We start from the raw sequence: 13,902 nt of genomic DNA, 5'->3' as shown, positions 1-13,902 counted from the left end.
GAAAGGCGTTACCCGCACAGCACCACTGCGCGTGCGGGATCCAGCACGATAAGCCCGGAAAGCAGCGTATCCATTTCGGTCTGCAGCCGGGTTTTATCAACTTCGCCGCGCCCGGATCTGCCTCTCAGCAGTTTGAGCCGGCGGGCTTTGACTTCAAACATCAGCGCCGGTGCCCACTGCGCAAGCGTAAGCGTGCCGGCACTGTCGTCCAGCTCGCGCAGCAGATGCAGCGCCATGTCATTTTTTCCGTACTGTTCACTCACCCGGGCCATCAGCAGGCGCATCAGCCATTGATCCCGGGAGGAGGTGTAACCCGGCTGAACCTGAAGCCAGTTGAGCGCGGCTTCAATACCCTCGCTGTCGGCTTTCGCCAGCACTTCCGGCTCCAGTGCCAGCACATCATCGTGGCTGCTGGCCACGACGGATACCGACTCCTCTCTCCATCCGGCTATGTCATCGAGCACGCTTTCATTTATCCAGTTCAGCGTCACTTCATCGGCGAAAGGTGTGCCGTCACTGAAAGCCAGCGCTTCCAGCCCTGGGAGGCGGGCCAGCAGGCCTTTCAAATCACGGCAGAGAATGTCTGCACGCACGCTGTCATGATCCTGTTTCGCCAGTGCCTGCCAGGCATACCACTGCACATCCAGCCACAGGTGGTTAACGCCCTGCGCCAACAACGAGTCCGTATGCTCTAACAGTTCTAACCAGTTTTTCTGCAAAAACAGGCGTTTGAGGTGCGCTTTGTTGTCGGGTTTGGGCGGGGCCAGGCGGGTGCGACCGGCGGCATCCAGAGGAGGAAGGTCCGTCAGCGTGTCCCAGCGGACACTTTTCAACAAATGATGCCCGGCCAGCCAACCACCGGGCTGGTCACGCAGGTATTTCGCCAACACTTTGGCCTGATCGAGCAAATCACGCCCTGACGTCACGGCATTCAACGCCGGCGCTGACGATAGCGCCGAGGTAACCGGCGCGCCCTCTTCACGGCTGGTTTGCGGTACCAGCGTGTTTGCCCCGCCGCTTTGGATCAGCCGGTTATCTAAAGCCTGATACAGCCCGCCAAGATCTGGGCGGGAGGCTTCATCCAGCGCGATAAACGCCTGTTCCGACAATAACAGCGCCCCCATGATGCGCTGCATGACGGACATATCCACCTCAGGATAGAGAGCAAGGCTGTCAGTCACGCGACGGCTAGCCAACCACGCCAGCGCGGATTGACGGCTGCGAGCGCGCAGAGGATGGAGCTCGTTGCCAAACCGTTCAAGCATGGCCGCCAACAGTTCAACCCCCTGCGCCAACCCGATTTCCCCATCCTGGTGCAGACGCGCCCAGATGTAAAAACCGATCACCCGCAGATCCTTACAGACGTTGGTCAGCAGTTTTTCTGCCAGTTCACAAATCAATCCCGTATCAATACCGGAGAGTTTATTAACCTCCTCGCGGATCCGCTGGAAATCATCGTCGTAGCCGGGATCGTCACCCGTAGGGCGATCCGCCGCCACCGGCATCAGCCAGTTCGCCCAGTCAGCGCTACGCGCCCGGGCCTGGCTCAGCAAGGCATGTTCATCCACCCCACACGCATGAAGTACATTCTGTAATGCGGCCATTATTCCTCCTCATCCAGGGTTGAGTGTGCCGTAAAGCTCACGCGGTCAAACCGTTGGCGCATTCTTCTTCCCTCGCCGCCATATTCCCGCAGGGCGCTCTCCTTTGCGGATAACTTTACTCATCGTGATCTCCTTCCGTGATCTCAGGTGATTGTCTTCAGGGCTTGTTCCAACCAACTGGCCGGGATCGCGGCTTGCGCCCGCGCCAGCCGCAGTTGCTGCTGCTGTGCCACAAAGGCTTTTTGCTGAGCGACCACCACGCCCGGTTCGTTGGTAAAGGCCCTGAGCTGTTCGCCCCCCGGTAGCGCCGGCAATGGCAGGCCGGTAAGCCTGTCCAGCACCTCGACCTGCAGCGAACGCACCGCACCGGTGGCGGCCAGGCCGGCCAGCTTGCCGGTCAGGCTCTTTTGCTTGAAGCTCAGCGCCACACCCGTGACAAGGGTGGCGAACCCGACCACGTTCCCGGCGATCACCAGTGGCGACAGCGATTTATTGCACTGGTCGCTGAAGTAAATCATGCGGTAACGGAAGTAGCCGGCCCACATCTCGCGCGTCCCCAGCGCGGCGTGCATAAACCAGGCGCGCGAGTCGTGCACCTGATCGTCAAACAGCGCCCTGACCAGCCCGGCGGGCTGCTGCGCATTGCTGGCCTCGCCGGCGGCGGGGAACAGGACAGCCACTCGGGCATCTCCGTCAGCCTTTATTCGCCGGTATTCCTGCGGTTCATCATCGGTATTGAGCACGAAAATCATCGGTTGCAGCACGGTATCCAGCACCGCCTGCGCCAGATTATCCGGAATGCGGTAGCCGTCGTGGTAATCCTTGCCAAACTCCTTCGCCGCTTCGAACAGCTGGGGCTTATCCATCTTCGGATCAAAATCCTTGACGCCCGGATGGAGCACCAGATCGTCCATCTGGTCGGCGGGCTGTTTGGCTATCTGACCCTGACGCGTTTTGAGCACCTCTCGCTGCTTTGCATCCCGTGCTTCTTCTGCCGCCTTGCGCGCAGCAGGTAATGCTTCCTTATCCGTCGCCGCTTTATAGAACCGCTGTTCCACCAGCGTCCCTTTGGCATAGCGGTCAATACGCCAGGCGGTGATCCAGGCAATCTGATTGTCGACGAGGCTTTCCAGGCTGCTGCTGGCGCGCGGCGGGTTGTAGCTGGCGGCCTCTTCAGCAGTGATTTTTTCTGGCGTGGTCAAGTTCAGGGTGAGTTCGCGCCAGGCGTTGAAGCGATGGACTAATGGTGAATCTATTACAAATTCCGCCTGCAAGTCTGGTGACATCGCTCGCCAAAGCTGCTGGTTTAATTCTTGCGGTAACATCGCTGGAGGTATTTTGAGTGGTGCACCAGTGGAAAATGCTCAAGCATACATATCATGCAAGGCAATTTGTGAGAGTAATAAAGCATCATCCTCGCCATTCGCCTTCCCCTGGTCTCCCGGCGGATAGCCACCGCCGATATCTGAATGCATCCCCGGATACACCACCTCGGTAGCATAAAGCGGATATTTGCCGTTACCCCGGCGCACCGAGTCCAGCGGGAAGCAAAGGCGCTGCTCGTGGCCGGATACCAGGTGCACGCATTTTTTTATCAGCCCGCCATAGGTTTCATCGCTCGGCAGTTCCATCGAATCGTCTGCCCAGCCCATATGCCCTTCGGCAATCGGCACCACGTGCGCCACTCCAACCGAGGCCACGGTATCCAGCAGCCCGAGAAATTCCACGCTGATGGGCAGCTGCATGTCACCTATTTGCAGGCACTGCGGGGGATTTTCGCCTTCCGCCTTTGGCGGGGGAAGCAGCTCGCTCAGCCAGCGCACAAAGGCACGCGCCGCCGCCGCACCACGGGAAAAGCCATAGACGTACAGCTTGATGCCCAACAGCTTGGGTTTACCGGGCTCCGGTTGTGTCAGCAAAGGCTTTAGCTGCGGGGCTAAACCATTCAGTAAGCGGCTGAACTCTTCATAACGGTTGTGGCTGCCACCAAACCACAGGCGGTTCCAGCTGGTGCCCATGTTGTTGATAGACCGGCGGCTCTCCGCAGTAGTCAGCCACTTTTCCGTGGCGCTAAACTTCAGTACATCAATAATGCGCAGCAGCGCCCAGTTAATCCGCTCCTCCCCTTTAGTGGCACCCACCAAACCCATAGTGGAATAGTCCGGGTCGTTCACTTCCGGGAACGGGGTGCCCACGCCAGGCATATAGAACTTAAAATATTTCCCCTCACCTTCTTCAGCAGCATCTAACAGCGCGTTCTGATCGTTGGTCGGTACCCCACCTGCCGTACCGCTCCCGATAGTGGCACGAAACAGACGGGCAATATTGGTCGGGTGTTTTGGGTTTGACAGAAGTAAATCATTATTCAGGTTATTGCCGGTGCCGTCGAAAAACAGGCTGATATGCAGCGTTTTACAGCACGGTGGGGCCACGCGTCGTCCGGCGGCCAGGCACAGCTCCTGACGGTAGAGCAGCTCGGCGCTGTCCTGCTGATAGAGGCTCTGCCCCACCTGCAGCGCCTGGTTCGGCAGGCGCCCCTGCGCTGGGAACGGCGGTGGCACCCAGGTTAAATCGGTTTCCTTTATCTCGGACATACTTTGGGCTCCTTCATCCTGATGGGCTCTTTAATCGGGTAGTTGGCATTTCTCGGTGACCAGCAACTGGTCGTGACCTTTGCATCATCACAGGGCAAAAAGTGCACCGTGATACCGCAGACATCCTGGCCGTTATAGTCGGGTACCGGGACGGTTTTGCTGTGCTGACGTTTTTGAGCATCTATGTTTTTTTTCCAGGCAAGATATTTTTGCCTATTCTGATAGCCAGGAAAGTCCATGGAATATCCCACCCCCGTTTCCCAATCAATACGCACCGTCATACCCGGTGTCCACCGGGCGGGCACGCTGTAACAGCAACCGCCGCCGCCGCCCTGGAATGGACCTATAGAATCGATACCCGACTGGTTATCCACGCTGAAGTGGTTAATCGCCCATTTGGTGTGGTTGATGGCTTTAATGGTGCCACCACCGCCCCCTGCCTGAGCGGCAGGCTGTGAGCAGCCGGTTAACAACAGCAATCCCGCCAGCAGCGGGCTTAATAATGCATGTTTCATCTGACTTTCCTTGTAGATATGGCGTTTACTCATAGGGAAACAACAACCGGAGACAGGCTATCTCGGACAGTCTTTTGGCTCCTTCATCCTGATGGGCTCTTTTATCAGGTAGGCCGGACTGCCGTAGGTGTAGCAACTGGTCGTGACCTTCACGTCATCACAGGGCAAAAAGTGCACCGTGATGCCGCAGACATCCTGGCCGTTATAGTCGGGTACCGGGACGGTTTTGCTGTGCTGGCGATTCTGGGCTTTCATTTTCTTAGCCCAGGCGAGATATTTTTCATCATCGCCAAATCCAGGGGAACCTTCTGTATCACCAACCCCGGTTTCCCAGTCAATACGCACCGTCATACCCGGCGTCCAGCGGGCGGGCACGCTGTAGCAGCAACCGCCGCCACCGCCCTGGAACGGGCCAATAATGTCGATGCCCGACTGGTTATCCACGCTGAAGTGGTTAATCGCCCATTTGGTGTGGTTGATGGCGTCGATGGTGCCACCTCCGCCCCCTGCTTGAGCGGCAGGCTGTGAGCAGCCGGTTAACAACAGCAATCCCGCCAGCAGCGGGCTTAATAATGCATGTTTCATCTGACTTTCCTTGTAGATGTGGCGTTCATTCATAGGGAAACAACAACCGGAGACAGGCTATCTCGGACGGTCTTTTGGCTCCTTCATCCTGATGGGCTCTTTTATCGGGTAGGCCGGACTGCCGTAGGTGTAGCAACTGGTCGTGACCTTCACGTCATCACAAGGCAAAAAGTGCACCGTGATGCCGCAGACATCCTGGTCGGTATAGTCGGGTACCGGGACGGTTTTGCTGTGCTGGCGATTCTGGGCTTTCATTTTCTTAGCCCAGGCGAGATATTTTTCTCGGTCCTGATAACCGGGAAATCCATCCATATCACCAACCCCGGTTTCCCAGTCAATACGCACCGTCATACCCGGCGTCCACCGGGCGGGCACGCTGTAGCAGCAACCGCCGCCACCGCCCTGGAACGGGCCAATAATGTCGATGCCCGACTGGTTATCCACGCTGAAGTGGTTAATCGCCCATTTGGTGTGGTTGATGGCGTCGATGGTGCCACCACCGCCCCCTGCCTGAGCGGCAGGCTGTGAGCAGCCGGTTAGCAGCAGCAATCCCGCCAGCAGCGGGCTTAATAATGCATGTTTCATCTGACTTTCCTTGTAGATGTGGCGTTCATTCATCGGGAAACAACAACCGGAGACAGGCTATCTCAAACCGCCTTCTGGCCCCTTCATCCTCAGGCTCCCGAACCCGATGTCTCAGCTCGCCCAGTCAGCGCTACGCGCCCGGGCCTGGCTCAGCAAGGCATCTTCACCCACTCCACACGCGTGAAGTACATTCTGTAATGCGGCCATTATTCCTCCTCATCCAGGCTTGAGGACTCCGAACGGATCAGCGCCTGCTCGGCGGCTGAGGTTTCTACGCTGAATACGCTATCCGGCAGACTGAAATTGCGTAGCCCCAGCAGCGCCAGCGGCCCGTTGCCCAACTGGGTGCGCAGCACCCACTGCAGCGTTCTTCCGTCAGGTGCCGTAAAGCTCACCATCCATTGGCTGCGGTCAAGCTGTTGACGTTTCCCCTGCTCCAGCCAGCGAATGAACCCCCATGTCCCCGTATAGTCCCCAAACAGGCGCGCACCGGCATGGACTGACGTCCAGGTCAGCATCGTCCCCGGCTTGTAGCTTTCCCCCGGCCAGCGGAACGACTGCCAGTCGGCCAGCTGATTGAAGTAGTGCAGCTTTTGGCCGTCGATCGTCAGCTGTGTTTCCACCACCTGAGGCACCGCGCGCGCCTGCAGCTCAAAGCTGATGCCCTGGCTACCGTCAGTAAACAGAATGTCTGACAGCTGGCTGAGCTGGTTAACGGCTTTAAGGAACGCCGGGTTAAACGTGAGGCCCTGACTGTGGGCGCTATCCGGCACCCACTGGCTGCCTTCTTTGTGCAGCACCCCGCCGAGCTCTGCCGTCAGAAAGCGGTCTATACGTCCGGTATCCTTGCGGATGAACTCGGCCAGCATCGGCAAGGACGCATCGCTTTTGCCGACGCTAAACGGAAAGCGGCCATCAAACGCCGTGCGCCAGTTCGTGACCACCGAACGGCGCCAGCGTTCGTTCAGGCTGGCGGCGGACGGTTGCAACACGGTTTCCCAGGCCTGGGTCAACGGCTGCACAAACAGCGTGCGGCCAAATCCGCTCCACTCCTCCCCGAGGCTGGCCGCCACCAGGCTGCCGTACTGCTGGGTATCAGTCAGATCCACGCTTTTGCCCTGAAAAACGGTCTGTGCCAGCGTTTGCATCATCGCCTGCGGATCGGACGCGTTTGCCACCTGTTGCAACCGCAATCGCACGCGGGTGATGCGGGTCAGATAGGTCTGCAAACTGAGCGAGTTATCCGCGGACATCACGTTACCGGCTTTGTTTTTCCCCATCAGGACCAGCAGCGGCCCGAAGGTCTCATCCAGCGGCCCCTGTGGGCCTGCAGCATGTTGATCGATGACCGGTTTATCTTTACTGCCGATCAGATCTTTTGCCGATTTAATGATGGAATCCGACAGTCCTTCCCCCTGTTCCCCGGTCTGCCCCTGCCAGGCCAGCGTGTTCATCAACGCAATCAGCGGGGACTGGCGCACATCGCTCATCAACGTCAATTGGTCGGTCACATCGGCGATGTTATGCGCCGGGTTCAGCCGCAGGCTGTTGAGAAAGTTCAGCCAGCTGCCGGCAAAGTCGGCGAAGTAACGCTGGGTCAGCCGCGCTTTCAGTGCTTCCGGGGAGATTTCTGCGGATAGCGCTTTGCGGTTGTCGCTCAGCACCCAGTCGATCTCATCCCGACGCGTGTTCGCCGTTTTATCAATTGCCTGCTGAACGCCGCCTTCCCACGCCTGACGGGTGAACATGCCCGGCACCACCTCATCGGTGGTAAACAGGCGGCGCGCATCGGTGCCGCCGGTCATGTCCTCCAGTGTCACATCGGCGAAGTTGCGGCGTACTGACTTGAGCATGTTTTCATACAGCGCGCCTTCTGCGTTGCGGCGACCAATCTGCTGCAACAGAACCTGACGCCCCTGGCTCACCAGTTGCGCCTCCGGGGTAACTTTCCACTGGGGCTGCTTCGGCAGCTCGGAAATGTAGAAGGCCCATAAATCCGGCGCCAGGCTTTGCCACAGGCCGGTTGAGATGCCCCTGTGCGTTGGCTGCACCGTTTTCATGGTTTGCGCGTAGAATGCACCGTCGGCTTTATCCGGACGGGCCATCATCAGCCAGGCCTTAAGCTGGTCATAACCCGGTTTCGTCAGCTTGATGCGCTGGTCGCTGTTTGGCGCTGAATTGACCAGGGCGCTGAGCTTCTGCGCCAAGGCATTATTCGCCGGGTCACGAATCAGACGATTATTCGCCACGCCATACCACGGCAACATGGCATTCAGCAACTGCGCATGGTGGCCCAGCCCAAAACGCTGGTACCACGGGGCGCCATCCTCAACCTGCTGTTGCAGTCGACCAGCCTCATTACGCAAATCATGCAGGGCGGTCAGTTGACTATCGGAAATGGCAGGGTGTTCCACCAAAACGCGGGCTTTTCCTGCCACGGAAGTTATCTGGCTATAATTCAGCGCAAAGGAGAGCAACAGCCCCGTCCCCCAGACGCCAATGATGCCCAACAGTGCCCAAACGAGCGCCTGCTCCCACGCCATCCCCACCCGACGCCCACGAACCCGGGTACAGTCATCGACGATGCCCTGCCAGGTTACCGGCAGGGTCAGGGCATGCAGGTGAGCGCGACGAGCATCGATTCCAACGGCCTCGATTGCCGGTTCGTCTTCGCCATTCAGGCTGAACATCAGCCCTCGTAGCGGGACTTGCTGCTGGGAACCGTAGAGCCAGGGAGCCAGACGCGTTTTCCAGCGTTCGCTTTCCCCCTGTTCAAACTGTTGCGCCAAACGCAGCAGAAAATCATAGCTGCGATTTTCCGCAACCTGAGAAAGCCCTTGTTCACGCAGCTGCGGCAATAGCGCGTTAAGCTGCGCAGCCACATTTTCCGGCGCGGCTCGCGGCGGGAACGTCACCCCAATTGGCTGAGATTTACGCCCCGCCTGCGGCCAGTTGCTGCCACACAGCTGCCACAGATAGACCGGGGCAGAATAGCGTAGCGCCTCGCCAATTTTCTCCAGCCCCCGCAGATCGCTATCGCTCATCTGCGGGGTAAGATCCTGGCCTTCAGCCAGCATCCGCACGATGCCATCCAACGGACGGCCCCGGCGCAGCTTGCGCAGCGCGGTGTATTTATCACTGTCCCTCTCTAATGCCAGACTGCCGCCGTAAATCAGCACCGTGCGATTGCCTTCAAGCCATTGCTGCTGCTGAAGGCCCGGTGCCAGCCGTTCGATAACGGCTTCATCGCCCGTGACAAGCAGGAGACGGACTTTTTGGCGCCAGAAGAAGGTATAACGTTGGCGGAGATAACTGGCGATGTCTGCCTTGAGCGGCAACCGGGAGGGGCTTTTCTTTTTCACTGGTCTGGAAGAAGCGTCTCCCATCACGTTATCCCGAATCACTAAATGAAACGCGATAAAACCCAGTACCAGTACACAGAGCGACGCTACCCAGACAACAAAACAGGCCGTCATGATCTGGCGTAGCACATTCCATTCCGTGGAGAGATCGTTCTCCCAGTACCACCACAGCAATCCACCTGCCAGCACAAGCAACGTGACAGTAGCAACAAACAACACCGCTGTGGAAACCACAGAAAATTCAGCGGGTTTATTTTCCTTCTCCATAAGGTTTAATAATTCCAAGTGCGAGAGTGTGTAGAGGATCTTTGGCTATCCAGCCGCAGGGTTCTTGATACTGTTTGGCATACAAGGCTGCCAGGACCAGCACGATGAGCATCTCCATCTCACCCGGGTTGCCCCAGTTGAGATCTTGGACGTGATGAGTCACATTCCAGCCACTTTGCGCCAGCACGGGTAACGTGGGCTGTGAGAACAGCATGCAAGCGTCAGGTGCCTTTTCGATTTCGCTTTGCTGCTCCGCTCGCTCGCTGACTGCGGTTAAAACCTCTTTCCCGGTGGGATCGTAGACCTCCCCTCGGGTAAGGCTGACCAGGCCTTTATGAGCCACCAGACACAAAGCCGCAGACTCACCGGCAGGCTGCTCTGAGTTAAACGAGGCCGTCATCGAATGGCACCCGGCGACCAGAATGGCTTCGGTCTCCGGGAGCGTTTGAGCGACGGCGGCAAGTACTGACAACGTCTCTTCGCCTTGCCATTTCTCCGGCTTTTCGGGTAGCGCAGCGTCAACAAACGAAAGCTGCATTTGCGCGCAAAATGCCCGCCAGGCCACCAGGGAACCCAGCCAGTAGCAGCGCCGTATGTGCGGGAGGGGGGAATTTGCGTTTTGCGTCTGCCACTGCAGCACCAGCATTTTTGCCAACAAAGTCTCTCGTTCAGCCACCGAGTCGACCAACGTCCGGCCGATGCGCAGCGCTTTTCCGCTCGACTCATTTTTTATCTCAGGAACCCGATGCTCCCGCTGTAACAACCGCAGCCAGTGTGGCGCATCGGTTCCGGCCGGGCCCAGCAACACCATTTCACTGAGCGCGAAACGGCGTTGATGCTGCTCCCACCAGGCCTGCTGCTGCTGTTCAACCAGCTGCGCATAATACCGGGCGTTATAGGCCGAAACCCGGTAATACAGCAAGCGCATTAACCAGAGCACGCCCAGCAGAACCGCCGCGCCAGCCATCCCTTTAATCATCAGCCCAACGCGGCTCCCGGCAGAATGAAGCAGTGCACCGCCGCCTGCGCACAACAGTACCAGCAGCGCACCCACTGACAGCCAGCGTTTAACATCAGGCGGATGCGCGATCCGGTAGGGTGGATACTTCGGTAACGGCCTCACAGCGCAATGCCGCAATCAGGGAAAGAGCTCACCAGCGTGCAACCACAGGCGCAGCGGTGGCCGTGCAATGCCACCGGCTGCCCGTCTGCCTCCGATAACGCACTGCCTTCGCTGATGGCCGTCATACCATGCTTATTGCACTTTACCGCATCGCCTTTGCAGGCAATGCCTTTGCCGAAGCACAGATAATGCCCGCCCAGCACTTTCCCGCCGTACTCCCGCAGGGTATCGCCCTCACGTATGATCGCTTTCATCCGTCATCCCTCCATGAATTATGCCGTCACGGTCGATTTAAGCTTTTCCGCCCAGCCGGACTCAATCAGCGACTTTGCCAGCGCCAAGCGTTGTTCACCGATCGCCTGCGTTTGCTGCGCGACAATCACACCGGGTTCCATTGTCGGCGCCTGCAGCTGTGCGGCATTGAGCAGCATAGGCAAAGGCTTACCAGAAAGCAGATCGATCGCCTGAGTTTCCAGATAAATAGCCCCTACGGTACCGGCAAGGCCCGCCAGTTTGCCCTTCGCGCTTTTCTGTTTGATGATCACGGCCGCGCCTGCTGCAAGTGTCGCAACCCCCACTACCGCCCCGGCAATCATCAATGGCGTCATCGGTTTACTGCTGCGGCTGCCGAAATAGATCATCCGGTAGAGGAAATAGCTGCCCCAGGGTTCACGGGAGCCGAAGGCGTTGTGCATAAACCAGGCGCGGGAATCGTGGATCTGATCGTCAAACAGCGCCCGCACCAGCCCGGCAGGCTGCGTGGCATTACTCGCTTCCCCGGTAAGCGGGAAAAGCACTTTTACGCGATCGTCTCCGGCCGTTTTTATTCTCAGCCACTCGCCGTACTCATTATCATTATTCAGCAGGAAAATAGCGTTACTCATTGAATCAGCAATACTAAAATACCAGTTCCCGGTACTGGTTCGCGAGAGGCCGTGATAATCCTCTCTGAACTCCTCCGCCGCCTGACGCAGCTGCGTCTGCCCCAGCGCCGCGTCGAAATCCTTCAGCCCCGGCGGGAGCTTCAGGAAGCCATCATCCGGATTATGTTTGGCAATATCGGTCTTGCGCTTTTTCTCAACTTCCTCCTGTAAAGCCTTTCTGACCGCCTCAGACTGCTTTCTGACCAGCGGATCGCTGTCTTTATCCAGCCCATTCGCCGCCGAATCGACATAAAAACGCTGGGTCTTGTAGCTTCCCCCGGCATAGCGGTTGATGCGCCACGCCGTGATCCAACCCAGCTGATTTTCAATGGCTTTCTCCAGACTGGCGGGCGCGCGCGGCGGATCGTATTTTGCTGCCTGTTCGGGGGAAAGTGGGGCCGAGGAGGTGCTCAAACCGAGGGTGAGTTCCCGCCAGGCGTTGAAACGATTGATTAATTCAGGTGCGACTGCAAATTCAATTTGCAGATCCATAGGCATCATTCGCCAGTTATTTGATCTCAAGTCTTCAGGTAATGTAACTGGTGGTACTTTCAATGGTGCGCCTGCAATAAAAGCAGAGGCATACATGTCATGCAGCGCAATTTGTGACAACAGTAAACTATCGTTATCACCATTTGCCTTTCCCTGATCCCCCGGCGGGTAGCCACCACCTAAATCCGAGTGCATGCCCGGATAGACGATTTCCTCGCTATGAGCCGGGTACATGCCATCCGGGCGGCGGATCGAATCCAGCGGGAAGCACAGCCGCTGCTCGTGGGAAGAGACCAGGTGGACACACTTTTTGATCAACCCGCCATAGGTCTTCTCTGCCGGCAGCTCCTGGGTTCCGTCGGCCCAGCCCATGTGCCCTTCCGCCACCGGGGCGATATGTGCCACCCCCACCGAGGCCACCGTATCCAGCAGGCCAAGAAACTCGACGCTGAGCGGGATTTTTAGCCCCCCCACCGCCAGGCACTGTTCGGGCTTGTCCTGCCCCTCCTCAGGCTTTGGCAGCAGCTCACTGAGCCAGCGAACAAAGGCCCGCGCCGCCGCCGCCCCGCGCGAAAAGCCGTACACGTACAGTTTGATCCCTAGGAGCTTCGGCTTGTCGGGCCCGGTGGGCATCAGCGCCTTTTGCAGCTCGGGTGACATCTCCTTCAGCAGGCGTTGGAAGGTCTCAAAACGGTTAGCGCTACCGGTCAGCCCAAAAGACGCCATCGAGGTCGCCATTTTGTCCACCGCCTTCCAGCTCTCGTCGTCCGACAGGGGATCGCTCCCCATCGTCCTCTTCAGCGCGTCGATAAGCCGCAGCAGGCCCCAGTTAATGCGATCCTCCCCGTGGGTCGCCGCCGCCAGCCCCATCATGCTGAAATCCAGATCGTTCACTTCGGGGAAAGGCGTGCCGACGCCGGGAATATAATATTTGTAGTATTTATCCTCGCCGCTGCCGATGGCATCCAGTAGCTCCTCTGTGTTATCCGCCAACCCCCCGGCGTAGCCCTGGCCGATGGTAGCGCGGAACAGCCGGGCAATATTGGTCGGGTGCTTCGGCTTAGCAATATATAAGTCGTGATTGAGGTTATTGCCGGTGCCGTCGAAAAACAGGCTGATATGCAGGGTCTTGCAGCAGGGGGGCGCCACGCGCCGCCCGGCCGCCAGGCATAACTCCTGTCGGTAAGTCAGCTCATGGCTGTCCTGCCGGGCGCAGTTGGCTCCAACCAGCGCAGCCTGAGTAGGTAAACGCCCCTGAGCCGGAAACGCCGGCGGAAACCACGCCAGATCGGTGATTATTTCGGACATACTTTTGGCTCCGGCATCTGCAGTGGCTCGTTGAGCGGATAGCCCGGTCGGCCGGGGCTCACACAACTGGTCGTCACCTTCACCTCATCGCAGGGCATAAAATGCACCGTGATCCCGCAGGTTTTCTGCCCCGTATAGTCCGGCACCGGCACCACCGTGCTGTGCTGCTTATTCTGAGCCTTCATTTTTTTTTCCCAGACCAAATATTTATCCCAATTTTCATAACCAGGGAAATCCATCGAGTATCCCACCCCTGTTTCCCAGTCCACCCTCACCGTCATACTCGGCCGCCATTTCGCCGGCACACCATAGCAGCAGCCACCACCGCCGCCCTGATAGGGCCCGATAATGTCTATCCCCGACTGACCGTCGACGCTGAAATGGTTGATCGCCCATTTGGTGTGGTTGATGGCGACAATAATCCCACCGCCACCGCTTCGGGTTTTGGCTTTCGCCGTCGGCTGACTGCAGCCCGCCAGCAACAGCGCACCCAGTACCACGAGGTAGTGTCGTGTTTTCATTTTACATTCCTTTGATGAATTAA

The 13,902-nt window shown here is 58.1% G+C and carries 9 protein-coding genes and 1 pseudogene; all 10 read right to left on the bottom strand.

Annotation, left to right across the window (positions count from 1 at the left end):
* Window positions 1-8: 8 nt before the first annotated feature.
* Entirely contained in the window at window positions 9-1,604 is a 1,596-nt protein-coding gene (gene tssA, locus BVU99_RS15490) for a type VI secretion system protein TssA (protein WP_099817239.1), read from the bottom strand.
* Between the two features lie 143 nt (window positions 1,605-1,747).
* Window positions 1,748-4,198 (bottom strand): annotated as a pseudogene (locus BVU99_RS25230) (DUF2235 domain-containing protein).
* The gene (gene tli1, locus BVU99_RS15480; protein WP_099817238.1) at window positions 4,186-4,713 is read right to left on the bottom strand and encodes a T6SS immunity phospholipase A1-binding lipoprotein Tli1-KP; all 528 of its coding nucleotides are present in this window, start codon (window positions 4,711-4,713) and stop codon (window positions 4,186-4,188) included. The pseudogene BVU99_RS25230 and the gene tli1 (BVU99_RS15480) overlap by 13 nt, the downstream one beginning before the upstream one ends.
* 57 nt (window positions 4,714-4,770) lie before the next feature.
* Window positions 4,771-5,298: a T6SS immunity phospholipase A1-binding lipoprotein Tli1-KP gene (gene tli1 / locus BVU99_RS15475; RefSeq protein ID WP_089180375.1), complete on the bottom strand. Its 528-nt coding sequence runs from the start codon at window positions 5,296-5,298 to the stop codon at window positions 4,771-4,773.
* Between the two features lie 57 nt (window positions 5,299-5,355).
* Window positions 5,356-5,883 carry a T6SS immunity phospholipase A1-binding lipoprotein Tli1-KP gene (tli1, locus tag BVU99_RS15470; protein WP_099817237.1) on the bottom strand — a complete coding sequence of 176 codons (528 nt, stop codon included), beginning with the start codon at window positions 5,881-5,883 and terminating at the stop codon, window positions 5,356-5,358.
* 206 nt (window positions 5,884-6,089) lie between these two features.
* Window positions 6,090-9,512, bottom strand: coding sequence for an ImcF-related family protein (locus BVU99_RS15465; protein ID WP_099817236.1), 3,423 nt, complete (start codon window positions 9,510-9,512; stop codon window positions 6,090-6,092).
* A complete protein-coding gene (locus tag BVU99_RS15460; protein WP_244590503.1) occupies window positions 9,496-10,491 on the bottom strand; it encodes a hypothetical protein in 996 nt (331 codons plus the stop codon). Before BVU99_RS15460 ends, BVU99_RS15465 begins: the two co-directional genes overlap by 17 nt.
* A gap of 140 nt (window positions 10,492-10,631) precedes the next feature.
* On the bottom strand, window positions 10,632-10,889 hold the full coding sequence (locus BVU99_RS15455) for a PAAR domain-containing protein (protein ID WP_060448531.1): 258 nt from the start codon (window positions 10,887-10,889) through the stop codon (window positions 10,632-10,634).
* A gap of 18 nt (window positions 10,890-10,907) precedes the next feature.
* Window positions 10,908-13,358 carry a DUF2235 domain-containing protein gene (locus BVU99_RS15450; RefSeq protein ID WP_099817235.1) on the bottom strand — a complete coding sequence of 817 codons (2,451 nt, stop codon included), beginning with the start codon at window positions 13,356-13,358 and terminating at the stop codon, window positions 10,908-10,910.
* The gene (locus BVU99_RS15445; RefSeq protein WP_099817234.1) at window positions 13,346-13,879 is read right to left on the bottom strand and encodes a DUF3304 domain-containing protein; all 534 of its coding nucleotides are present in this window, start codon (window positions 13,877-13,879) and stop codon (window positions 13,346-13,348) included. Before BVU99_RS15445 ends, BVU99_RS15450 begins: the two co-directional genes overlap by 13 nt.
* Window positions 13,880-13,902 lie beyond the last annotated feature (23 nt).

The sequence above is a fragment of the Serratia sp. OLAL2 genome (genome assembly GCF_002752475.1).
Taxonomy (GTDB): Bacteria; Pseudomonadota; Gammaproteobacteria; order Enterobacterales; family Enterobacteriaceae; genus Serratia; species Serratia bockelmannii.
The sequence above is the reverse complement of the archived record's forward strand: the minus strand, read 5'-3'. Positions and strand labels throughout refer to the sequence as shown.

What these genes read in the sequence shown, in the direction of transcription:
- BVU99_RS15465 (WP_099817236.1), bottom strand. Translation starts at nt 9,512, where the DNA reads ATGGAGAAGGAAAATAAACCCGCTGAATTTTCTGTGGTTTCCACAGCG.
- BVU99_RS15455 (WP_060448531.1), bottom strand. Translation starts at nt 10,889, where the DNA reads ATGAAAGCGATCATACGTGAGGGCGATACCCTGCGGGAGTACGGCGGG.
- tli1 (WP_089180375.1), bottom strand. Translation starts at nt 5,298, where the DNA reads ATGAAACATGCATTATTAAGCCCGCTGCTGGCGGGATTGCTGTTGTTA.
- tli1 (WP_099817238.1), bottom strand. Translation starts at nt 4,713, where the DNA reads ATGAAACATGCATTATTAAGCCCGCTGCTGGCGGGATTGCTGTTGTTA.
- BVU99_RS15450 (WP_099817235.1), bottom strand. Translation starts at nt 13,358, where the DNA reads ATGTCCGAAATAATCACCGATCTGGCGTGGTTTCCGCCGGCGTTTCCG.
- BVU99_RS15445 (WP_099817234.1), bottom strand. Translation starts at nt 13,879, where the DNA reads ATGAAAACACGACACTACCTCGTGGTACTGGGTGCGCTGTTGCTGGCG.
- tli1 (WP_099817237.1), bottom strand. Translation starts at nt 5,883, where the DNA reads ATGAAACATGCATTATTAAGCCCGCTGCTGGCGGGATTGCTGCTGCTA.
- BVU99_RS15460 (WP_244590503.1), bottom strand. Translation starts at nt 10,491, where the DNA reads ATGATTAAAGGGATGGCTGGCGCGGCGGTTCTGCTGGGCGTGCTCTGG.
- tssA (WP_099817239.1), bottom strand. Translation starts at nt 1,604, where the DNA reads ATGGCCGCATTACAGAATGTACTTCATGCGTGTGGGGTGGATGAACAT.